Source organism: Vibrio sp. R10-SG3-ISO3 (assembly GCF_059834225.1).
Map to the genome: position 1 here is coordinate 72,140 of NZ_JCBDHE010000016.1, position 20,019 is coordinate 92,158.

18 protein-coding genes are annotated in these 20,019 nt (G+C 48.9%); 14 read left to right on the forward strand and 4 right to left on the reverse strand.

Features of this window, described 5'->3' with window-relative positions; translation table 11 throughout:
* The first annotated feature begins 69 nt into the window (after nucleotides 1–69).
* Both arcB and AC6R1A_RS03765 read left to right on the forward strand, forming a co-directional pair.
* Complete coding sequence (arcB, locus tag AC6R1A_RS03760; RefSeq protein ID WP_487901340.1) at nucleotides 70–2,412, forward strand: aerobic respiration two-component sensor histidine kinase ArcB; 2,343 nt, start codon at nucleotides 70–72, stop codon at nucleotides 2,410–2,412.
* A gap of 4 nt (nucleotides 2,413–2,416) precedes the next feature.
* Nucleotides 2,417–2,863: a hypothetical protein gene (locus tag AC6R1A_RS03765; RefSeq protein ID WP_500633467.1), complete on the forward strand. Its 447-nt coding sequence runs from the start codon at nucleotides 2,417–2,419 to the stop codon at nucleotides 2,861–2,863.
* 82 nt (nucleotides 2,864–2,945) lie between these two features.
* Here the strand turns inward: AC6R1A_RS03765 and tolC are convergent, their stop codons facing one another.
* Nucleotides 2,946–4,277, reverse strand: a complete 1,332-nt coding sequence (gene tolC, locus AC6R1A_RS03770; protein WP_500633468.1) for an outer membrane channel protein TolC — start codon at nucleotides 4,275–4,277, stop codon at nucleotides 2,946–2,948.
* A 231-nt stretch (nucleotides 4,278–4,508) separates the two neighbouring features.
* Between tolC and nudF the strand changes: the two genes are divergently transcribed.
* The 6 genes from nudF (at nucleotide 4,509) to parC (ending at nucleotide 11,388) form a co-directional block, all read left to right on the forward strand.
* Nucleotides 4,509–5,144 (forward strand): ADP-ribose diphosphatase, encoded by a 636-nt coding sequence (gene nudF / locus AC6R1A_RS03775; RefSeq protein WP_500633469.1) that lies wholly within the window; start codon nucleotides 4,509–4,511, stop codon nucleotides 5,142–5,144.
* Nucleotides 5,145–5,160: 16 nt separating this feature from the next.
* Nucleotides 5,161–5,601 carry a DUF1249 family protein gene (locus AC6R1A_RS03780; RefSeq protein ID WP_334554536.1) on the forward strand — a complete coding sequence of 147 codons (441 nt, stop codon included), beginning with the start codon at nucleotides 5,161–5,163 and terminating at the stop codon, nucleotides 5,599–5,601.
* Nucleotides 5,602–5,610: 9 nt separating this feature from the next.
* Nucleotides 5,611–6,432 carry a 3',5'-cyclic-AMP phosphodiesterase gene (gene cpdA, locus AC6R1A_RS03785; protein ID WP_500633470.1) on the forward strand — a complete coding sequence of 274 codons (822 nt, stop codon included), beginning with the start codon at nucleotides 5,611–5,613 and terminating at the stop codon, nucleotides 6,430–6,432.
* Nucleotides 6,433–6,434: 2 nt separating this feature from the next.
* Nucleotides 6,435–7,016, forward strand: a complete 582-nt coding sequence (gene yqiA / locus AC6R1A_RS03790; RefSeq protein ID WP_500628720.1) for an esterase YqiA — start codon at nucleotides 6,435–6,437, stop codon at nucleotides 7,014–7,016.
* A gap of 205 nt (nucleotides 7,017–7,221) precedes the next feature.
* On the forward strand, nucleotides 7,222–9,102 hold the full coding sequence (parE, locus tag AC6R1A_RS03795; protein ID WP_500633471.1) for a DNA topoisomerase IV subunit B: 1,881 nt from the start codon (nucleotides 7,222–7,224) through the stop codon (nucleotides 9,100–9,102).
* A gap of 3 nt (nucleotides 9,103–9,105) precedes the next feature.
* Nucleotides 9,106–11,388, forward strand: a complete 2,283-nt coding sequence (gene parC, locus AC6R1A_RS03800; protein ID WP_500633472.1) for a DNA topoisomerase IV subunit A — start codon at nucleotides 9,106–9,108, stop codon at nucleotides 11,386–11,388.
* 91 nt (nucleotides 11,389–11,479) lie between these two features.
* On the opposite strand, the gene degS is transcribed toward parC, so the two are convergent.
* The 3 genes from degS to zapG all read right to left on the reverse strand — a co-directional run bounded on the left by degS (nucleotide 11,480) and on the right by zapG (nucleotide 14,652).
* Nucleotides 11,480–12,547: an outer membrane-stress sensor serine endopeptidase DegS gene (degS, locus tag AC6R1A_RS03805; protein WP_487901332.1), complete on the reverse strand. Its 1,068-nt coding sequence runs from the start codon at nucleotides 12,545–12,547 to the stop codon at nucleotides 11,480–11,482.
* A gap of 153 nt (nucleotides 12,548–12,700) precedes the next feature.
* Nucleotides 12,701–14,068, reverse strand: a complete 1,368-nt coding sequence (locus tag AC6R1A_RS03810) for a DegQ family serine endoprotease (RefSeq protein WP_500638699.1) — start codon at nucleotides 14,066–14,068, stop codon at nucleotides 12,701–12,703.
* 116 nt (nucleotides 14,069–14,184) lie between these two features.
* The gene (zapG, locus tag AC6R1A_RS03815) at nucleotides 14,185–14,652 is read right to left on the reverse strand and encodes a Z-ring associated protein ZapG (protein WP_500631773.1); all 468 of its coding nucleotides are present in this window, start codon (nucleotides 14,650–14,652) and stop codon (nucleotides 14,185–14,187) included.
* 151 nt (nucleotides 14,653–14,803) lie between these two features.
* On the opposite strand from zapG, the gene zapE reads away from it, so the two are divergent.
* The 6 genes from zapE to AC6R1A_RS03845 all read left to right on the forward strand — a co-directional run bounded on the left by zapE (nucleotide 14,804) and on the right by AC6R1A_RS03845 (nucleotide 19,926).
* A complete protein-coding gene (gene zapE / locus AC6R1A_RS03820) occupies nucleotides 14,804–15,910 on the forward strand; it encodes a cell division protein ZapE (protein WP_500633950.1) in 1,107 nt (368 codons plus the stop codon).
* A 247-nt stretch (nucleotides 15,911–16,157) separates the two neighbouring features.
* Entirely contained in the window at nucleotides 16,158–16,586 is a 429-nt protein-coding gene (gene rplM / locus AC6R1A_RS03825; RefSeq protein WP_005372872.1) for a 50S ribosomal protein L13, read from the forward strand.
* Nucleotides 16,587–16,601: 15 nt separating this feature from the next.
* The gene (rpsI, locus tag AC6R1A_RS03830) at nucleotides 16,602–16,994 is read left to right on the forward strand and encodes a 30S ribosomal protein S9 (RefSeq protein ID WP_005436094.1); all 393 of its coding nucleotides are present in this window, start codon (nucleotides 16,602–16,604) and stop codon (nucleotides 16,992–16,994) included.
* A gap of 339 nt (nucleotides 16,995–17,333) precedes the next feature.
* Nucleotides 17,334–17,927: a ubiquinol-cytochrome c reductase iron-sulfur subunit gene (gene petA / locus AC6R1A_RS03835; protein ID WP_334554311.1), complete on the forward strand. Its 594-nt coding sequence runs from the start codon at nucleotides 17,334–17,336 to the stop codon at nucleotides 17,925–17,927.
* Nucleotides 17,927–19,192, forward strand: a complete 1,266-nt coding sequence (locus AC6R1A_RS03840) for a cytochrome b (RefSeq protein ID WP_334554312.1) — start codon at nucleotides 17,927–17,929, stop codon at nucleotides 19,190–19,192. The genes petA and AC6R1A_RS03840 overlap by 1 nt, the downstream gene beginning before the upstream one ends.
* Complete coding sequence (locus AC6R1A_RS03845) at nucleotides 19,189–19,926, forward strand: cytochrome c1 (RefSeq protein WP_487901329.1); 738 nt, start codon at nucleotides 19,189–19,191, stop codon at nucleotides 19,924–19,926. Before AC6R1A_RS03840 ends, AC6R1A_RS03845 begins: the two co-directional genes overlap by 4 nt.
* Nucleotides 19,927–20,019: the final 93 nt, after the last annotated feature.

Below are 20,019 nucleotides of genomic sequence, written 5' to 3' on the forward strand. Positions count from 1 at the left end.
GGGCAAAACAGGTAGTATGAAACCACTGTCCATCATGAGGCAGTGGTGATTCTAGGCTCGGAGCGTTTAATGAAACCGATAAAAAACCTCGCTCAGTATTATGTCGACCTCTTGGTCAAACTTGGCATTTTACGTTTCTCAATTTTGCTTGCTTTGGCGTTGGTGGCACTGGCCGTGGTGGTCCAGGTGGGGATCACGCTGGTGTTAAGTGGCCACGTGGATGATATTGACATCGTTCGCTCAGTCTTCTTTGGTCTACTGATCACACCTTGGGCGGTCTATTTTCTTTCTGTGGTGGTGGATCAGCTTGAAGAGTCTCGTCAACGCTTATCCAAGCTCGTCTCTAAACTCAAAGACATGCGTTCAAGAGACCAAGAGCTGAACTACAAACTTCAACAAAACATCGAAAAACTCAATCAAGAAATTGAAGAGCGGATCAAAGCCGAATCGGCGCGCGAAGAAGCGATGAAAGATCTTGAAAATGAGGTCTATCAACGTGAGCGTACTCAAGTCGAGTTGGCGGAGCGCACCGCGCTGCTGCGATCCTTCATCGATGCCTCGCCCGATCTTATCTATTATCGTAACGCCGATGGGGTCTTCTCTGGATGTAACCGAGCGATGGAAGAGTTGACTGGTAAGAAAGAGAGCCAGTTAGTCGGTTTAACCCCTTGGGATGTTTATAGCCGAGAAATAGCGGAACCGATTGTCGATACCGACCAAAAGGTGTTTGCCGACAATCGCGCGTTGACCTACGAGCAGTGGCTGGAATATCCAGATGGGCGAAAAAATTACTTTGAGCTGCGCAAAGTGCCGTTTTACAGTAAGGACGGTCGTCATTTAGGGCTGGTGGGTTTTGGCCGCGATATCACCGAGCGTAAACGTCATGAAGAGTCGCTGGAGAAAGCCAGTCGCGATAAAACCACGTTTATCTCCACCATCAGCCATGAACTGCGCACCCCGCTGAATGGGATTGTGGGATTGAGCCGCATGTTGCTTGATACGCAGCTCAGTGAAGAGCAGCGCAAGCACATGCAAACCATTAACGTCAGCGCGATTACGCTCGGGAATATCTTCAACGATATCATCGATATGGATAAGTTTGATCGTCGCAAATTGGAGCTCTATCCAGAGCCGATGAACTTTGAAGAGTTCGTGGCAGAGATGGAGAGTATCTCTGCGCTGATGGCCTCGCAAAAAGGCCTACGTTTTGATCTTGAGCGGCTTAGCGAGCTGCCTCACGGTATCGAAGTGGACGCGACTCGTCTGCGTCAGGTGCTGTGGAATTTGATCAGCAACGCGATGAAATTTACCAAAGAAGGTGGGGTGGTGATGAGCGTTAGTGCAGAAACAGACGACGCTCATGCCTACATTAGCTTTGAGGTGGAAGACAGTGGTATCGGTATTCCCGAGGCGGAGCTCGATAAGATCTTTGCCATGTATTATCAAGTCAAATCGGAAACGGACAACCTGCACGCAGTCGGGACGGGGATTGGTCTTGCGGTCTCTAAACAACTGATCAACATGATGGAAGGTGACATTACCGTCAGCAGTGAAGAGGGCTTTGGCAGTACCTTTACTGTGACGCTCAAAGCGCCGCTTGTCTCTTTGAATGAACCTGAGTCGGTGACGCAAGCCGCGTCACAAGAGCTTAATATCTTTATGGTGGAAGATATCGAGCTGAATGTCACCGTAGCGCGTTCACTGCTTGAGAGCCTCGGCCATGAAGTGACGATTGCGATGGATGGCGCTGAAGCGATGGAGATGTTTGATCCAGAGATCTATGATCTGGTGTTCCTCGATATCCAATTGCCCGATATGACCGGTTTTGATGTGGCGAGTTATTTCCGTCGCACATACTCTCACCTGCCGCCTTTGGTCGCGCTCACAGCTAACGTGATAAAGGATAAAAGCGAGTATCTCAACCAAGGGATGGACGATGCGATCAGTAAACCGCTGTCGGTGAAAGCGGTGTTAGATGTGATCGCCAAGTTCTCCGAGGTGCAATCGGGCAGTGAGCCAACAGAGAGCGAAACCGCGCCTGACAGCCACGAACATCTTGAAGCCTATCAGCAGCTGCTCGATATCGATATGTTGGAGTCTTATGTCGGCATCGTCGGGCCACAGCCCGTGCTTGACAGCATCACCATGTTTGAAGAGATGATGCCAGAGTATTTGCAAGTGCTCGATTCCAACATGACTGCCAAACATCAAGAGGGTATCGTCTCTGAAGCGCATAAGATCAAAGGGGCGGCCGGCTCGATAGGGTTAAAACGCATTCAAAGTGTGGCGCAAAAGGCGCAATCACCCCAATTACCCGCTTGGTGGGAAAACATTGATGATTGGGTTGAGGAAATGAAAAACGAATACCAGTATGATATTCAAGTTCTCAAAGACTGGTTAGCACAAAGGTAACGTGATGAAAAAGTTAGTCTCTCTTGTATTGGGCAGTGCTTTGCTGCTCGGATGTGCGGCACAAGATGTGGTGTGGAACAGCAGCGATCAACTCGATGTCGCTGAGGCAACCGTGGTGCTCGAAAGCAACCTCTGGTTAGATAAAATGCCCACAGTGGGTGATGACATCAAAGATACACTGCACGGGGCCTTGTACATCAAAAGCAATGCCGTGTTACCTGCGGAGCTTGATGTGGAAACCGTCACGCTCAAGCAGGGCGATCAGCTTTGGCAGTTGACGCCAGACCAATTTGATTTGCGTACTCAAGATGAGCATCACTGGGAAGTGGCCTTCAGTCAGCCGTTCGATGTGGGCAGCGAAGAGCCGATTGATGTAGCCGTCGCTCTTACTTACCATGGCATGGTGAAGTGGCTGGTGCAAAACCAAGTGACGGTTGATAAGGTCTACTAAACGCTATTAGGTTAGAAGAATCTAGATGAAAAAATGGTTGGCCCACAAGCCAACCATTTTTTATTGTCAGTCACGTGTGGGCTTAGCTTGACGCTTTCAAACCCGCGTTGATATCAAGAATGTCTTGCTCACTCAAGGTACCAACAGCTTGCCGCAATTGAAGCACGCTTAGGATGTAATCGTAACGTGCATTGGAGAGGTTTTTGTTGGCATCGTACAGACGACGTGTTGAATCAAGTACGTCAACGATGGTACGTGTCCCGACATCAAAGCCCGCTTCTGTTGCTTCCAGCGCGGATTTTGCAGAGACGACGGTTTGTTCATAAGCACGCAGGGCACCAATCGATGCGCTTATGTTGTTGTTGAACGCACGAACATCTTTCACCACGCTGCGGTAGGTCGCTTCAAGTTGTTGGCTGGCAGCAACGTAGTTGAATTCCGCTTGCTTGGTGAGCGAGGTCGTCGCACCACCGGTGTACAGTGGCACGCTAAGGTTAAGACCGATATTAAAGTCGTTAGTGGTACCGTTTGTAGAGTCGCTGTAATACTTGTCTAAATCCGTGTAGCTGTAACCACCGTCGAGGGTTAATGACGGTAGGTGACCAGAGCTTTGCAAAGAGATGTTGTCTTTTGCCACATCTTGCGCGATACGCGCTGAGAGCAAGCTGAGGTTCTTCTGCTGCGCTTCTTCCACTAGGGCATCAATGGCCGCTTGAGTTTTCGTTGCCGAGAAACGGTCCGTATCGAGCACATACAGTTCAGAGTGCGATTGACCCGTGATCTCACGTAGCCCTTCATAGCTGTTGGTCAATGTGTTTTGCGCCAGCACTTCATCGGCAAGCACTGAGTCGTATTGTGCTTGGGCATCATGCACATCGGTAATCGCTGACAGGCCCACTTCAAAACGCTGCTTAGTCTGCTCAAGCTGACGACCGACCGCGGCTTTTTCCGCTTGGACAAATTCGAGGTTGTCTTGTGCGCGCAACACATCAAAATAGGCAGTGGCAACACGTAGGATCAACGCTTGTTGGATCGCCGCATAAGAGGCGTCTTGTTGACGGGCGCTTTTCTCCGCGGTGTCCAACGTAATCCAACTGGTGCGGTTATAAAGTTGCTGTGAGAAACCAATACCTGCCGTCAACGAATTCACATCATTATCGGTCGTAGAACCGCTATCTAACTCTTTTTCACCACGGGTCAGATTATAACCTGCCGTTAAGTTGATTTGAGGCAGTAGCGTGGCGCGACTGGAAGTCACCGCTTCAAACGCTGCGTCACGCTGAGCCGCTGCACTCAAAAGGGTGGGATCATTCTCTTTTGCCTGATCGTAGATTTCTGCCAGCGTGTCAGCTGATACTTGAGTGCTTAAGCCGCCTAACGCTGCGCTAATAAAAAGGGGAAGCAGTTTCTTCATTGGTCCTATTCCTGCCTATATATGAAAAAGTTGACTCATGGAGTTTAACCCAATTTGTTGTCATTTTGCTCGAATCTTTTCAGAGTTTTACATGTAACTGTCCAACTGTGCAATATAAAAAATTAATCAATTTAAATAAATCTATAAATTTTGCACAAAAAGTTGAGCTATGCCCTTGGAAGTTCAGCAATTGACTGAGTAAACTATAAGATTCACTCAGAGAGGTGCCAAATGCAACAATCGAGCCCGCAGAAAACGCATTTTACCCGACGCGATATTGAAATCATCTCGAAGAAGACGCTATTCGACGGTTTCTTTAAAATGGTCAAATATTGTTTTAGACATAAGCTGTTTGAGGGGGGCTGGAGTGAACCCATTGAGCGTGAGATGTTTGAACGCGGCCATGCCGCGGCGATGCTCCCTTACGATCCAGAGCGGGATCAAGTGGTGATCATCGAGCAGATTCGTGTTGGCGCTCTAGAGCATGACTCCCCTTGGCAGTTAGAAATTGTCGCCGGCATGATTGAGCCTGGCGAGCACGCCGAGTCGGTAGTGCGCCGAGAAGCGGTGGAAGAGGCAGGGATTGAAGTTGGGCGCCTTGAGAAAGTAACCTCTTATTATCCATCGTCTGGTGGCTGCTCTGAAAAGCTGGATGTTTTTGTTGGAGAGGTGGATGCCTCTAAAGCGCATGGCGTTCATGGTTTAGACTATGAAGGAGAGGACATTCGAGTGCACGTGATGACTCGTGAACACGCGTACCAAGCGGTGTTGGATGGTTCGATTGAAAATGGTGCCTCGATCATCGCGCTGCAATGGTTGCAATTGAACCAACAACGAGTCCGAGCCAACTGGGCCACTAAGGCATAACTCACTTGAGAGAATGATGACACAAGTAGCAATGAAGAAACCGTATCATGTTGATTTAGCGGATCTGATGCGGACTTATGAGACCAATTACGCCAAGTTGAATGCCTTGCTGCCTGCGCAGCCGAGCATCGACGACGTTCGCTGCTATGAAGCGGCGAGCATGACGTATCAAATTCAAGTGTGCGAAGTCACAAAGTACACAACTTTGGTCGATATTTGTCAAAGTGATGACGTTCCAGTATTTCCATTGCCAAAAATGTCTGTCAGGCTCTACCACGATGCTCGCGTGGCGGAAGTGTGTGGTTGCGAGCATCTAAAACGGGTGAACCCTCGTTACGACTATCCGAACGATAAGATGGTTCAACAAGATGAAAAAGTGCAACTCAACCGCTTTTTAGGCGATTGGCTGTCGTTTTGTTTGAAGCAGGGCATTAGTAAAGCTCCGTTAAATATCTAGGTTTATATTTTGAAAGTAGTGTCTAATACAGCGCAGAATGGCAGTATCAAATTAGTTCAGATTACCGATACGCATCTTTTTGAACCCGAAGATGGCAGCTTACTGAGCGTCAATACGCGCGACAGCTTCCACGCAGTGGTCAACGCCATTGTCGAACGTCACGTCGAGTTTGATGCCATTCTGGCGACTGGCGATATCTCTCAGGATCACACCGAAAAGTCCTATCAACGCTTCGTCAATGGTATTGCTCCGCTTGAGAAAACGTGCTTTTGGCTACCGGGTAATCACGATTTTAAGCCCAGTATGACTTCGGTATTGCCAACCTCACAAATTCAGCCTGCTGAGCACGTGCTGCTCGGTGAGCATTGGCAACTTATCTTACTTGACTCGCAAGTGGTTGGCGTTCCTCATGGTCGTTTAAGCGACAGTCAGTTAGACCTGCTCGATAGCAAGCTGGCGCAATACCCAGACAAACACGCTTTGGTTTTGTTGCATCACCACCCAATTTTGGTTGGTAGTGCATGGCTTGATCAGCACTGCTTAAAAGACGCAGATAACTTTTGGCAGGTTGTGAGTAAACACAACAACACCAAAGCGGTGCTGTGTGGTCATGTCCATCAAGACATGAAGGTGAATCATCAGGGTGTACAAGTGATGGCGACGCCGTCTACTTGCGTGCAATTTAAACCCAACTCGAACGACTTTGCGCTTGATGCGCGCTCACCAGGCTGGCGAGAACTGATTCTTAATGCCGATGGCTCGCTTGAGACTCGTGTTCAGCGATTGCCAGAAGGGCAATTTCAACCGGACTTTAGCTCAGCAGGATACTGATCATGAAACCTTCAATGCTCTTGTACATTCACGGCTTTAACAGCTCACCTCAGTCGCTAAAAGCCAATGTGATGCGAGACTATTGCCAGTTTCACCGCCCAGATATTCGAGTAGAGATCCCCCGTCTGCCCAGCTTTCCTGAGCAAGCGGCCGCGCATTTACTGGCGATTGTCGAACAGCATCGACATGACTATCAGATAGCCCTGGTGGGCAGCTCGCTCGGTGGCTATTTATCGATGTGGCTCAATCAAAAATTTGGCTTTAAAGCGGTAGTGATTAACCCTGCTATCAAGCCCTATGAACTATTGGCGGATTTCTTAGGCCCTCAGAAAAACCCCTACACTCAAGAAGAGTATTGTTTACAAGCGTGCCATATCGAGGAGCTTAAAGCGCTCGACACTGAGGTGATTGCAAATCCGAGTGATTTTTGGCTGCTGCAACAAACCGGCGATGAAGTGTTGGACTACCGTCAAGCCGTGAGCAAATTAGCTGGCGCGAAACAGACCGTTATCGAAGGCGGCGATCACAGTTTTGTCGGCTTTGAATACTACCCGGCGGCGATTGTGGAGTTCCTAGCGCTCTAGCCCTCATTGAGGGAAGAGTCATAAATTTGCTTGTTACTTCGCTGTCTCACTTGACATAGTTGATACTCTTCCAGACTATGTTCCACCTATACTTGTGCGGTTTTGGCAAAAGTGTTGATTTGTCACACGAGCCACTTTTTCAATTCGAAGCCTGATTTCATCAGCGCACAGTCATGTTTTCATTCTTTATAACGAACTCCGTATTATGACTGAACAATATAATGCGAAAGACCTCTCGGTTCTTGAAGGTCTCGACCCAGTACGACATCGTCCTGGCATGTATACCGAAACAGAGCGACCCAACCACTTAGCGCAAGAAGTGATTGATAACTCAGTGGATGAGGCTCTCGCTGGACATGCTAAGAAGATCAAAGTCATTCTGCACGCCGATCAATCATTAGAGGTGATTGATGATGGCCGCGGCATGCCGGTGGATATTCACCCAGAGAAAGGAATTTCTGGCGTAGAACTCATCATGACCAAGCTTCACGCGGGTGGTAAGTTCTCCAACGACAACTACAAATTCTCTGGCGGTCTCCACGGGGTGGGGATCTCTGTGGTAAACGCGTTGTCAAAACGCGTGGAAGTGATCGTTAGGCGTCAAGGGCAAGTGCACGAAATTGCCTTTGAACATGGCGCCGCCGTCACCGAACTCACGGTGACGGGCACCTGTGGTAACCGTAATACGGGTACCGCCGTTCACTTCTGGCCAGATGCCAAATACTTCGACAGCGCTAAGTTCTCTGCCCTTCGCTTGGTCAACAACCTGCGCGCAAAAGCGGTACTTTGCCCAGGACTTGAGATCACTTTCGTCGATCAAGTTAACAACGAAGAGCATAAATGGTTCTACGAAGATGGCCTAAAAGATTATCTCGCAGAAGGGGTAAAAGACTATCCGGTCTTGCCTGAGGAACCGTACATTGGTGAATTCGTCGCTGAGACGGAAATGGCCAATTGGGCCGTGATTTGGCAGCCAGAAGGCGGCGAGATGATCACGGAAAGTTACGTCAACTTGGTGCCGACCAAACAAGGCGGTACGCACGTCAATGGTTTACGCCAAGGCTTGTTGGATGCGATGCGTGAATTCTGTGAGTTCCGCAACTTGCTGCCACGCGGCGTCAAACTGACGGGCGATGATATTTTTGATCGCTGTTCTTACGTGCTCTCGGTCAAGATGCAAGATCCGCAATTTGCAGGCCAAACTAAAGAGCGTCTCTCTTCGCGCCAAACCGCAGCGTTTGTGTCTGGGGTGGTCAAAGATGCCTTCAGTTTGTGGCTGAATGAAAAGCCGCAATTGGCAGAGCAATTGGCTGAAGTCTGTATTGCCAATGCTCATCGCCGCATGCGAGCGAGCAAGAAGGTCGTGCGTAAAAAAGTGGCCTCTGGCCCAGCCTTACCAGGTAAACTGACCGATTGCTCGGTGCAAGATCTCAACCGAACCGAAATTTTCTTTGTCGAGGGTGACTCCGCGGGCGGCTCTGCCAAACAGGCGCGTGATAGAGAGTTCCAAGCGGTGATGCCACTGCGGGGTAAAATTCTCAATACGTGGGAAGTCTCGGCTGACCAAGTGCTCGCTTCGCAAGAGGTGCACGATATTTCCGTGGCACTAGGCATTGACCCAGACAACGACAACCTTGAAGGACTGCGTTATGGCAAGATCTGTATTCTTGCCGATGCGGATTCCGATGGTCTGCATATCGCCACGCTGCTGTGTGCGCTGTTTACTCGCCACTTCCGTGCGCTGGTGGAAGCGGGACACATCTATGTTGCTATGCCTCCTTTGTATCGTATCGATTGCGGAAAAGAAGTGTTTTACGCACTGGATGACGATGAAAAAGAAGGCATCTTGGAGCGTTTATCGAAGAAAAAAGCCAAGATCAACGTACAGCGATTCAAAGGTCTGGGTGAGATGAACCCACTGCAATTGCGTGAGACCACTATGGATCCGAACACCCGTCGTCTGGTGCAGCTAACCATTGATGACAACGAAGCGACATTAGAGATGATGGATATGTTGTTGGGTAAAAAGCGTGCGGATGACCGCCGATCATGGTTACAGAGCAACGGCGATTTGGCAGAGGTATAGCGAATGTCGACAGAAATTACCTATGATGGTGTCGAACAGTTGCCAATGCGCAAGTTCACGGAAGACGCCTATTTAAACTACTCAATGTACGTCATTATGGACCGTGCGTTACCTTATATCGGTGACGGATTAAAACCGGTTCAACGACGCATTATCTACGCCATGTCAGAGCTTGGTCTCTCGGCGTCGGCGAAATATAAGAAATCCGCTCGTACGGTCGGTGACGTGCTGGGTAAGTATCACCCGCATGGCGACTCAGCCTGTTACGAAGCGATGGTGTTGATGGCTCAGCCCTTCTCTTACCGTTACCCATTGGTGGACGGTCAAGGGAACTGGGGCGCGCCGGACGACCCGAAATCCTTCGCTGCGATGCGTTATACCGAAGCGAAATTATCAAAGTTTGCGGAAGTATTGCTGGGTGAGTTAGGTCAAGGCACCGTTGAATGGCAGCCTAACTTTGATGGCACGATGAATGAGCCCCAAATGCTGCCAGCACGTTTACCGCATATCTTGCTTAACGGCGTCACCGGTATTGCAGTAGGTATGGCCACGGATATTCCGCCGCACAATGTGCGCGAAGTGGCTGAGGCAACCATTCACCTGATTGACCACCCGAAAGCGGACCTCAATGATGTGATGGGCTTTGTGCAAGGCCCCGATTACCCAACCGAAGCTGAAATCATCTCGCCCAAAGCGGACCTAGAGAAGATTTATCGCACCGGTCGCGGCAGTGTTAAAATGCGCGCGGTTTGGCACAAAGAGGGCAGTGATATTGTGATCACCGCGCTGCCACACCAAGTCTCTGGCGCGAAACTGCTTGAGCAAATCGCCGCCCAGATGCGAGCGAAAAAACTGCCGATGGTGGATGACTTGCGTGATGAGTCGGATCACGAGAACCCAACGCGTATCGTGGTGGTGCCACGCTCCAATCGCGTTGACTGCGACCAATTGATGAATCACTTGTTTGCCTCAACAGATCTCGAGAAAAACTATCGTGTGAACTTAAACATGATCGGTTTGGATAATCGCCCTCAAGTGAAAGGGTTGGTGCAGATTCTCTCTGAGTGGATTGAGTTTCGTCGTTCGACGGTGCGTCGCCGCCTGCAATATCGCCTGGATAAAGTCATGGCGCGTTTGCACATTTTGGAAGGCTTGCTGGTTGCTTATCTCAACTTGGATGAAGTGATTGAAATCATCCGCACGGAAGATGAGCCAAAAGCCGTGTTAATGGCACGTTTTGGCATCACCGACATTCAAGCTGACGCGATTTTGGACACCAAACTTCGTCATCTCGCCAAACTGGAAGAGATGAAGATCCGTGGTGAACAAGATGAGCTACAAAAAGAGCGAGAAAAACTGGAGCAGCTGCTGGGTTCTGAACGTCGTCTCAACACCTTGTTGAAGAAAGAGATCAAAGCCGATGCTGAGAAGTACGGTGACGACCGCCGTTCACCTATGGTCGAGCGTGAAGAAGCCAAAGCGCTGACAGAGCGTGATTTAGTACCAAGTGAACCGATCACGGTCGTATTGTCAGAGAAAGGTTGGATTCGCCACGCGAAGGGCCATGATGTGAACGTGGAAAGCTTGAACTATAAGTCTGGCGATAACTATCTCGCTCATGCCTGTGGTAAGAGCAATCAGCCGGCGGTTTTCCTTGGCAGTGATGGTCGCAGTTACTCGCTTGAATCGCACTCGTTACCTTCGGCGCGTAGCCAAGGTGAGCCGATCACCGGTCGTTTGAACATCAGTGCAGGTTCGACCGTTCGTCAGGTTGTGATGGGCGAAGAAGATCAGCTGTGGTTGGTGGGCTCTGATGCCGGTTACGGATTTGTTTGTAAAGGCAGTGATTTATTGTCGAAAAACCGCAGTGGTAAGGCGCTGGTCACCTTGCCTGCCAACTCGGAAGTCATGCCACCTCATGCCGTGGGCGATTTAGACAATGATGAGATCTTGGCCATCACCAACCAAGGTCGCATGCTCTTGTTCCCAATTAAAGACTTGCCTCAGCTTGGTAAAGGTAAAGGCAACAAGATCATCAATATCCCTGCCGCCAAAGCCAAAGAGCGTGAAGAGATTGTCTCTCACCTGATTGCAGTGCCGAAAGCGGCAACCGTGACGCTGTACGCCGGTAAGCGCAAGTTGGGCTTGAAGCCTAACGATCTCGACAACTACCGCGGTGAGCGTGGTCGTCGTGGTGGTTTGCTGCCACGTGGCTTGCAGCGTGTGACAGCCATTGAGATTGATGTAGGCAACGTCAGTTCGGACAGCGAGACGTCGGAGTCTTAACGCTAAGATCATCGTGATAGAAAAGCAAAACGCCCACCTTAATCAATAAGGTGGGCGTTTTATTTGGTTTATGTGTGTTCTAAAAGTCGCGTTAATTGAGGCGAGTATCTTCAGCAATGGTCACAGACAATGTCTTCTCTTCCCCTTTACGCAGAATAAGAACATCCACAACCGTACCGGGACGAAGTTCTGTCACTATGTCTAACACACTTTGACGACCATTGATCTTATTGCCGTCGATTTTCAAGATGATGTCTTGCGATTCAAACCCAGCTTGCGCGGCAGGTCCATTCGGGTCGACCCCCAACACCACGATGCCACCGAGATGCTCATTGCCGAGTAAACGCGACGTCACAGAGTTGATGTCTTGACCATCGATACCGATATAGCCACGAATTACGCGTCCATCGGCGATGATTTTTTGCATGATTTTATTTGCTAACGAGTAGGGAATCGCAAAAGAGATACCGTAGGTTTCGAGCTCGGTTGCTTGTTGGAAAGAGGCCGTATTGATGCCGACCAATTCACCACGAGTATTGACCAAAGCGCCCCCCGAGTTCCCCTCGTTGATTGCCGCGTCGGTTTGAATAAAGGCTTGGTGACCATCGGCACTGATGGAGGAGCGACCGGTTGCGGAGATAATTCCAAATGTGGTGGTTTGCCCTAGGTTATACGGGTTACCGATGGCAAGCACTACATCACCAACTTTTGGGGTGTACTCTGGATTGAGTGGAATGACCGGCAGGTTACTGCCTTCGATCTGCAATATCGCGATGTCTGTACGGCGATCTTTCCCGACTAATTGCGCCGCGGCAACGCGACCATCTTGTACTGCGACGATGATTTGATCCGCCTGAGCGACAACATGATAATTGGTGATGATATAGCCTTTTTCACTGACGATAACCCCAGAACCTAGCCCCTGTGTCGAGAGCTTAGTGCGATCGGATTCGGTGTATTTTCGACTGTAAATGTTGACCACGGCTGGCGCTGCATTTCTAACCGCTTGGTTAAACGAAATTTGTTCACGGGAGAAGAGAGGAAGGTCAGTCGGCACATGTTTCGGTAAAATATTGGAGCGCAACGACGGAATCGCCAATAACAAGAGCAATGCTGTGATTAACCCCAATCCGACTGAGCGCAATAAAAATCGCAGCATGCTTTCCTCATTTGTTATTCATTTTCAACAGGTAAGTTGGCCAAGAATAGCACTAACCCCGTCAGACGTGAAGTTAGTGAGCGGCGCAGTGCGAGCATCAACAAAAAGGCAGCCGTGAGAAGGCTGCCTTAACCAAAGAAAATCTCGAACGGGTTAGCGAATCACAAGGTACAGGGTACGCTCACCACGTTGGATATTGAGAGCCAATACGCCCGGTTGTTTTTCCAGTGCGCTGCGGAACTCAGCCAAGTTTTTCACTCGTTTGCGATTGACGCCGATGATGATGTCGTCCGCTTGAAGCTGATACGCTTCCGCTTTCGAGCCTTTTTCAACCGATGTCACTTTCACCCCTTGAACAGTGTCGCTCGCATTGGTGTTGGTCAGTTGAGCGCCCGATAGCCCTTCGTGCAGCTTATCGGCGGTGGTTTTCACATCGGTTTGTTCGCCTAGGGTGACATCGAAGGATTTTGACTTACCGTCACGCACGATACCCAAGGTGATCTGTTTGCCCGCGCCTAAGGTGGCGACTTTCGCTCTCAGTTCACTGAACGAGTTGATCTCTTTGCCATTGACCGACACGATCACGTCACCGGCTTGCAGCCCCGCGTCATCGGCGGCACTGTCTGGCACCACTTGTGAGACAAAGGCGCCTTTACTTGACTCATAGCCCAGTGCTTCTGCCAGCTCTGAGGTGATTTCACCGCCTTGTACACCCAGCATGCCGCGTTTCACTTCACCGAACTCAAGAATTTGATCGGTCAAGTTGGTCATCATATTCGATGGAATCGCAAAGCCAATACCGACGTTGCCGCCGTTAGGACCCAAAATAGCAGTGTTGATACCAATCAACTCCCCCTTGAGGTTGACCAAAGCCCCCCCAGAGTTGCCACTGTTGATCGCCGCATCGGTCTGAATAAAGTTCTCGAAGTTTTCGATATTGAGACCACTGCGTCCCAAGGCCGAGACGATACCTGAGGTCACGGTTTGGCCGAGGCCAAACGGGTTACCTATCGCGACGGTAAAGTCGCCGACGCGGAGCTGATCAGAATCCGCGATGGTGACTTGAGTGAGGTTCTTGGCTTTTTCTAGCTTGAGCAGGGCCACATCTGACATCTGGTCGCCCCCGACCAGCTCGGCATCATACTCACGACCATCATGCAGTTTGACGCGAATTTTTTCCGCACCGTTGATGACGTGGTAGTTGGTCACGACATGCCCTTTTTTAGCGTCAATAATGACGCCTGAGCCTAAGCCACGAAATGGACGCTCTTGCAGTTGCTCGGTAGGGAAGTCTGGACCAAAAAAGAAGCGGAACTGATCGGGGATCTGTTGACGTGATACCTGGGTACCTTCAACAGAAATGCTCACCACAGCTGGCGTCACTTTCTCAAGCATCGGGGCAAGAGAAGGAAGCTGCTCTCCATTGACGGAGAGTGGTAGGGCTGCGCTCGCCGGCATGGGGGCGATGATGGAACTTAAGCTTAAGGATAGAACGGTTAAGGCAAGCAAAGGTTTTTTCATCGGATACTCCTATTAAGTGAAGGCTCTCGTCTGATATTTGTACGTCAAAATCAAAACTCAATGGCCACTCATGGGAGTTATGACTCAAAAACCTTTGTAAAGTTCATGAAATTCAATCAAGAAGCTTTAGCAGATAGCACTTCTTTTTCATCGACGACGGGTTTCTTTTGTTCTTTAAGAAGACCCGTCGCACCTTGAGCGTAATCTTTAGGTGCTTCATCCATTGGTGTATCCACACTGTGTGTTTGCTCGGAAGTTACCTCAGATTCTGTACTGGCTTGCTCTGTGATTTTTTTAACAAAAGGATTGTCTTGTTCAGGAATATTCGGCAAAAGCTCGCCAGAAGTTTTGGCCATGTGCTGGTAAAGCTTGGTGTACTCTTTGCCGAGGGCATCAAGCATTTCAGCCGTTTGGGCAAAGTGATCGGTAAGGTCTTGCTTTTGTTGCTCGAGTTGAAACTTAGTGTTGTCTAGGTCTTTTTGGATGTTCTTCTGTTTTTTGTAACCTGGAGTGCTGATACGGGAAAAAAGCACGCCTAAAACGGCACCAACAAGCAAACCTACGAGGGCGTAAATCCAAGGCATAATGGCTCCTTATGATTGTTATTTAACATGTTTTTTACGGATTGATTACACATGCTGTTTTGACATGGTACTATGACTTCCTGAGCCGATAAAGAAAAATGCGTGTGCTCTCGTTAGCAGTTTCAACGACTCCCTAATAGGCCGTGAAGTCATGACACCACTAGAGATTTACCAAAACGATATCCAAAAAAACGGTTTTCAGTCTGACCCTGCTCAGTTGCAAGCGGTGACAGCACTGGATCGTCTCTATCACCAATTTATTGATTATCAAGCGCAGCCCCAGCCTCAAGTCACCGGCTGGAAAGCATGGTTTGGCAAGCGTGCTGCCACACCTGTGACAGCGCCGAAAGGTCTCTATTTTTGGGGGGGCGTCGGACGAGGAAAAACCTATCTGATGGACACGTTTTTTGATGCGCTGCCCTCTGAGAAAAAAATGCGTGTGCACTTTCACCGTTTTATGTATCGAGTTCACGATGAGTTGAATCGACTAGGAGAAAGGAACGATCCGCTAGAGGAGGTCGCCGACATCTTCAAGGCAGAAGCGGAGATCATCTGTTTTGATGAGTTTTTCGTGTCGGATATCACTGACGCGATGATCTTGGGTACCTTGTTTCAAGCGCTGTTCAAACGCGGCGTCATTTTAGTGGCCACGTCCAATATTCCTCCCGATGATCTTTATCGAAATGGTTTGCAACGTGCGCGCTTTATGCCTGCTATTGATCTAATCAAAACGCACTGTGACATATTGAATGTCGACAGCGGCATTGATTATCGCTTGCGCACCCTTGAGCAAGCGGAAATTTACCATTTCCCTCTGGATGATAAGGCCAGTCAAAACCTGGTTCACTACTTTCATCAACTGGTGGGCGATGGGAAGGTCGGTGAAGTGCGCATTGAAATCAACCACCGTCAGATAGAAGTCGTCCAAAGCGCTGAAGGTGTCCTGCACGCGACGTTTGCGCAGCTATGTCAAAGTGCACGCAGTCAAAATGATTACATTGAGCTCTCTAAACTCTACCACACAGTGTTGCTGGCTGACGTGAAACAGATGGGCCACACCATAGACGATGCGGCGCGTCGTTTTATCGCGTTGGTGGATGAGTTTTATGAGCGTCATGTCACTTTGATCATCTCGGCAGAAGTGCCACTCGATGCGCTATACACCGGCGGGCAATTGGCGTTCGAATTTAAGCGCTGCCAGTCTCGTTTGATCGAAATGCAAAGTCATGAGTACCTTACGCGCGAGCATTTAGCGTGACACGCTTGCGAGGGAAGGGAGAGGCGAAAAAAAAATGCAATTTTCACTGAAAAAAAGGTGATTTTTTCTACTGACTTCTCTATAATCCTGCGACCCACCGTTACTGCAGACCTTGATTATCGAAGGTATTTCGAGATAACGGGTCGAGAGAACCAACCACTCGAAGGGGTGTTGACTGGACTCTTAGTCAGTGGGAGCGAAAGCTCCTTTAAGTGTAAATTTAATAAATTAACGGGTTATTGTTAGCATGAAAACTTTCGTTGCTAAACCAGAAACTGTAAAACGCGACTGGTACGTTGTAGACGCTGAAGGTAAAACTCTTGGCCGTCTAGCAAGTGAAATTGCATCTCGCCTACGTGGCAAACACAAAGCTGAATACACTCCTCACGTTGACACTGGTGATTACATCATCGTTATCAACGCTGAGAAAGTTGCTGTAACAGGCAACAAGGCTAAAAACAAAGTTTACTACCGTCACTCTGAGTTCCCAGGTGGCCTAAAATCAATCACTTTTGAAAAGTTGATCGATCGTAAGCCTGAAATGGCGCTTGAGCTAGCGGTTAAAGGTATGCTTCCACGTGGTCCTCTAGGCCGTGCTATGTACCGTAAGCTTAAAGTTTACGCTGGCGCTGAGCACAACCATGTTGCTCAACAACCACAAGTACTAGACATCTAATCGGGGATTTCGAAAATGGCAGAGAATCAATACTACGGCACTGGCCGTCGCAAAAGCTCAGCTGCACGTGTTTTCATCAAACCAGGCAGCGGCAACATCGTAATCAACAAGCGTAGCCTTGATGAGTACTTCGGTCGTCCAACTTCTCGCATGGTTGTTAAACAGCCTCTAGAGCTAGTTGAATTGACTGAGAAACTAGACCTATACGTGACTGTTAAAGGTGGCGGTATTTCCGGTCAAGCAGGTGCTATCCGTCACGGTATCACTCGCGCTCTAATGGAATACGATGAGTCTCTACGTCCTACTCTACGTGCAGCAGGTTACGTCACTCGTGACGCTCGTTGCGTTGAACGTAAGAAAGTTGGTCTACGTAAAGCACGTCGTCGTCCACAGTTCTCTAAGCGTTAATCTTTCTTGCAAAGATTGGCGTCCAGTTTTTACTGGATTGTGGTCTCAAAAGCCTGGCTTCATGCCAGGCTTTTTGTTTTTTAGTCTCCCCCATTCTGGCTTTCCTACTACGCTTCTCAACTCTGCTTCAGCCGCTGTTCATCTTTTGTGACGTCATAGGCGAATTACTTGATGAATGTTACAAAAAGGTAGCTTTATCTTGTCAAAAAGTAGGGTTTTATTTATCATTTGCCATCAAATAAATACAACTAAATTCGTATTTTGTTAGCCATGCTCTTTAAGGGATTTTAATAGGGTCACGAGGCCCAGACCATAGGGAGCAAATGGGAGAATGTTTGGATGAGCAATGCGCCTTTAAATAACGGCCGCAGACGTTTCTTGACTGCGACAACTGCGGTTGTCGGTGGTTTAGGAGCTGCTGCTGTCGCCGTTCCTTTTATAAAATCTTGGAACCCAAGTGAAAAAGCAAAAGCTGCGGGTGCCCCTGTTGAAGTGGAAATCGGAAAGCTCGAAGAAGGGCAGATGGTTCGTGTTGAGTGGCGTGGTAAGCCTGTCTGGGTTGTCCGTCGTGCACAAGCCGTCGTCGATGGATTGAAAAACCTCGAAGGCCAACTTCGAGACCCGCAGTCAGGCGAAGAACAACAGCCTGAATATGCACAAAATGCCTACCGTTCTATCAAACCAGAGTACTTCGTTGCTGTGGGGATTTGTACACACCTAGGTTGCTCGCCGACTTATCTACCCGACACTTTTAGTGAGCAAGTGCAAGGCGTGAAATCCGGTTTCTTCTGTCCATGTCACGGTTCAAAATTTGATATGGCTGGTCGAGTATTCCAAGGCGTTCCGGCACCACTAAACCTAGTGGTCCCTAAACATATGTACCTGAGTGATACCAAAATCATTATCGGTGTTGATGAAACTGGGGAGGCATAATGCAAGCTCTACTTGATTGGGTAGAAAAACGCATACCCGCAATGAATGCGTACAAAAAGCACCTGTCTGAGTATCCAATGCCGAAGAACTTTAACTTTTGGTATCTGTTTGGCTCTCTAGCAATGTTGGTGTTAGTGAACCAGATCCTGACGGGGATTTGGTTAACCATGAACTACGTGCCATCAGGCGATGGGGCGTTTGCATCGATTGAATACATCATGCGTGACGTGGAGTACGGTTGGTTACTTCGCTACATGCACTCCACAGGCGCGTCTGCGTTCTTTGTTGTTGTCTACCTGCACATGTTCCGTGGTTTGATCTACGGCTCATATCAGAAGCCTCGTGAGCTGCTTTGGATCTTCGGTATGTTGATCTTCTTGGTCTTGATGGCCGAAGCATTCATGGGTTACCTGCTGCCTTGGGGCCAAATGTCCTACTGGGGTGCTCAGGTTATCATCTCACTCTTTGGCGCGATTCCGGTCATTGGTGATGATCTCACCCTTTGGATTCGTGGTGACTACGTTATCTCGGGCGCCACATTGAACCGTTTCTTTGCCTTGCACGTCATCGCTCTGCCAATCGTGTTGCTGCTGCTGATTGTGCTGCACGTTCTTGCGCTGCACGAGGTGGGTTCAAACAACCCAGATGGTATCGAAACTAAGCTGCCAAAAGGCTCAATGGGTGATGATTACCAACCTCAATTTAAGTTCCATGAGTACTACACTAAGAAATACGACATCATCGACTCTATCCCGTTCCACCCTTACGGCACGGTGAAAGATCTGATTGGTGTGGCTGGTTTCTTGTTCCTGTTCTGTTATGTGTTGTTCTTCAACCCAGAAATGGGCGGTTACTTCCTTGAGCCGCCAAACTTTGAAGCGGCAAACCCGCTGAAAACGCCAGAGCACATTGCCCCTGTTTGGTACTTTACGCCATTCTATGCCATCTTACGTGCGGTGCCAGATAAGCTTATTGGTGTTCTTGCTATGGGCGCATCGATTGCTGTGCTGTTCATTTTGCCTTGGCTTGACCGTTGTAAAGTTCGCTCTTACCGCTACCGCAGTAAGTTCCATTTATTCAATATCATCCAGTTCACCATCAGCTTTATCGCCTTGGGTATTTTGGGTGCGCTTCCAGCGACTCCGACGTACACACTCCTTGCGCAGATCTTTAGCTTGGGTTACTTCATGTTCTTCGTCTTGCTGTTCTTCTACAGCAAAAATGAAGCGACGAAACCATTACCAGAAAGGGTGACATTCAAATGAAAAAATGGATTGTAGTTTTATTTGCAATGCTGCCATCGTTGGCAATGGCAGCGGGTGTGAGCGTTCCACTCGATAAAGCGAACAACGACATCTCAGATCAAGCGTCGTTGCAAAACGGTGCCAAGCTCTTTATGAACTACTGTTTTGGCTGTCACTCCGCGCAGTATCAGCGTTATGAGCGTGTTGGACGTGACATTGGCATTCCAGTGGATCTGCTCAAAGAGAACTTGATTTTTGACCCAGAAGCCAAGGTTGGCGACTTGATGGAAAATGCCATTCCTGAAGAGTCGGCCGCTAAATGGTTTGGTGCGCCACCACCTGATTTGACGCTTGTCGCTCGAGTGCGTGGTACGGATTGGTTGTACACTTACCTACGTTCGTTTTATGAAGATCCTGCGCGCCCATTTGGGGTCAACAACGTTGTGTTCCCAAGTGTCGGTATGCCGCATGTATTGGAAGAGCTGCAAGGCATTCCTAAACCTGTTTACGGCACCAAAGTCGTGAATGGTGAAGAGGTGCAAGTGGTCGTCGGTATTGAATCGGATGGGACGGGCGAGCTTAACCAAGAAGAGTACGACAACGCGGTACGCGATTTGGTGAACTTCCTTGAGTACTCCGGTGACCCAGTGAAACTTGAGCGCCATGCGCTAGGTTGGTGGGTAATGGGCTTCCTAGTGATCTTTAGTATCGTGGTTGTGCTGCTCAAGAAAGAGTATTGGCGTGATGTGCATTAATTGTGCTATCATACTGCGCTAATTTCCAAATTTTTATGTTGACAATGGAGGCTTAGCCTCCATTGTTTTATTTATGTAAGTGTGCTGGAGGGC

Excerpts from the sequence above, each read along its gene's own strand:
- arcB (WP_487901340.1), top strand. The coding sequence starts at position 70 with ATGAAACCGATAAAAAACCTCGCTCAGTATTATGTCGACCTCTTGGTC.
- AC6R1A_RS03765 (WP_500633467.1), top strand. The coding sequence starts at position 2,417 with ATGAAAAAGTTAGTCTCTCTTGTATTGGGCAGTGCTTTGCTGCTCGGA.
- tolC (WP_500633468.1), bottom strand. The coding sequence starts at position 4,277 with ATGAAGAAACTGCTTCCCCTTTTTATTAGCGCAGCGTTAGGCGGCTTA.
- nudF (WP_500633469.1), top strand. The coding sequence starts at position 4,509 with ATGCAACAATCGAGCCCGCAGAAAACGCATTTTACCCGACGCGATATT.
- AC6R1A_RS03780 (WP_334554536.1), top strand. The coding sequence starts at position 5,161 with ATGACACAAGTAGCAATGAAGAAACCGTATCATGTTGATTTAGCGGAT.
- yqiA (WP_500628720.1), top strand. The coding sequence starts at position 6,435 with ATGAAACCTTCAATGCTCTTGTACATTCACGGCTTTAACAGCTCACCT.
- parE (WP_500633471.1), top strand. The coding sequence starts at position 7,222 with ATGACTGAACAATATAATGCGAAAGACCTCTCGGTTCTTGAAGGTCTC.
- parC (WP_500633472.1), top strand. The coding sequence starts at position 9,106 with ATGTCGACAGAAATTACCTATGATGGTGTCGAACAGTTGCCAATGCGC.
- degS (WP_487901332.1), bottom strand. The coding sequence starts at position 12,547 with ATGCTGCGATTTTTATTGCGCTCAGTCGGATTGGGGTTAATCACAGCA.
- AC6R1A_RS03810 (WP_500638699.1), bottom strand. The coding sequence starts at position 14,068 with ATGAAAAAACCTTTGCTTGCCTTAACCGTTCTATCCTTAAGCTTAAGT.
- zapG (WP_500631773.1), bottom strand. The coding sequence starts at position 14,652 with ATGCCTTGGATTTACGCCCTCGTAGGTTTGCTTGTTGGTGCCGTTTTA.
- zapE (WP_500633950.1), top strand. The coding sequence starts at position 14,804 with ATGACACCACTAGAGATTTACCAAAACGATATCCAAAAAAACGGTTTT.
- rplM (WP_005372872.1), top strand. The coding sequence starts at position 16,158 with ATGAAAACTTTCGTTGCTAAACCAGAAACTGTAAAACGCGACTGGTAC.
- rpsI (WP_005436094.1), top strand. The coding sequence starts at position 16,602 with ATGGCAGAGAATCAATACTACGGCACTGGCCGTCGCAAAAGCTCAGCT.
- petA (WP_334554311.1), top strand. The coding sequence starts at position 17,334 with ATGAGCAATGCGCCTTTAAATAACGGCCGCAGACGTTTCTTGACTGCG.
- AC6R1A_RS03840 (WP_334554312.1), top strand. The coding sequence starts at position 17,927 with ATGCAAGCTCTACTTGATTGGGTAGAAAAACGCATACCCGCAATGAAT.
- AC6R1A_RS03845 (WP_487901329.1), top strand. The coding sequence starts at position 19,189 with ATGAAAAAATGGATTGTAGTTTTATTTGCAATGCTGCCATCGTTGGCA.